Raw genomic sequence first — 275 nt, 5'->3', positions numbered from 1 at the left:
AGAATAAATAATCTTATTAAGGATATTGATCGTAATGGGAATACTGGTATTGGAAATCCTGAACCATTGAAACATGATCTACAGGGATTTTGGAGTAGAAGAATTGATGATGTTAATCGGTTAGTATATCATATTGAGAATAAGCAAATTGAAATAGCTCAATGTAGAACTCATTATAAAAAATAATAAAAGCATTTATCATTTTTGTAAATTAAAATGATAAATGCTTTTATTTTATATATAGATAAAACCAGTAAAATAAACGACCATTTATT

The 275-nt window shown here is 24.7% G+C and carries 1 protein-coding gene; it reads left to right on the top strand.

The features are described from left to right. On the top strand, nucleotides 1-186 hold a 186-nt coding region (locus KM800_RS15245; RefSeq protein WP_217813837.1), incomplete at its 5' end, for a Txe/YoeB family addiction module toxin. Nucleotides 187-275 lie beyond the last annotated feature (89 nt).

This window comes from Clostridium tyrobutyricum, assembly GCF_019144085.1.
In the GTDB taxonomy this organism is placed as follows: Bacteria; Bacillota; Clostridia; order Clostridiales; family Clostridiaceae; genus Clostridium_B; species Clostridium_B tyrobutyricum_A.
The sequence above is the reverse complement of the archived record's forward strand: the minus strand, read 5'-3'. Positions and strand labels throughout refer to the sequence as shown.